Annotated in this window: 1 pseudogene; it reads right to left on the reverse strand. The window is 60.8% G+C overall.

Features of this window, described 5'->3' with window-relative positions:
- Nucleotides 1–346: pseudogene (locus RVY79_RS17465) on the reverse strand (4-hydroxyphenylpyruvate dioxygenase); the annotation flags it as partial.
- Between the last annotated feature and the right edge of the window lie 93 nt (nt 347–439).

Below are 439 nucleotides of genomic sequence, written 5' to 3' on the forward strand. Positions count from 1 at the left end.
CCGGGATGTTCAGTTCCATCGGGCCGCTGTGGGTGTCGAAACCCCAGGCGCCCAGTTCCAGCGCGCGCTTGTAAGCGAAGGCCGCGTCTTGCACGCGGAACGCGATGGCGCAGATCGACGGGCCGTGCAGGCGCGCAAAGCGCTGCGCGAACGAATCCGGCTCGGCGTTGATGATGAAGTTGATGTCGCCCTGGCGGTAGAGCGATACGTCCTTGGAGCGATGCCGGGCCACCTCGGTGAAGCCGAGCTTCTCGAACAGCGGCTCCAGCACGCCGGGCGTCGGCGAGGCGAACTCGACGAATTCAAAGCCGCACAGGCCCATCGGGTTGTCAAAAAGGTCGGTCATCAGGGGTGTCTCTCTTGGGTTTGGGGTGGAAATCTGGACACCCTAGATGGTAAGAAAAAGCCCGCACATCATTTCTGCAAAATCAATTGCAAA

It is taken from the genome of Chromohalobacter sp. HP20-39 (assembly GCF_033052815.1).
Lineage (GTDB): Bacteria > Pseudomonadota > Gammaproteobacteria > Pseudomonadales > Halomonadaceae > Chromohalobacter.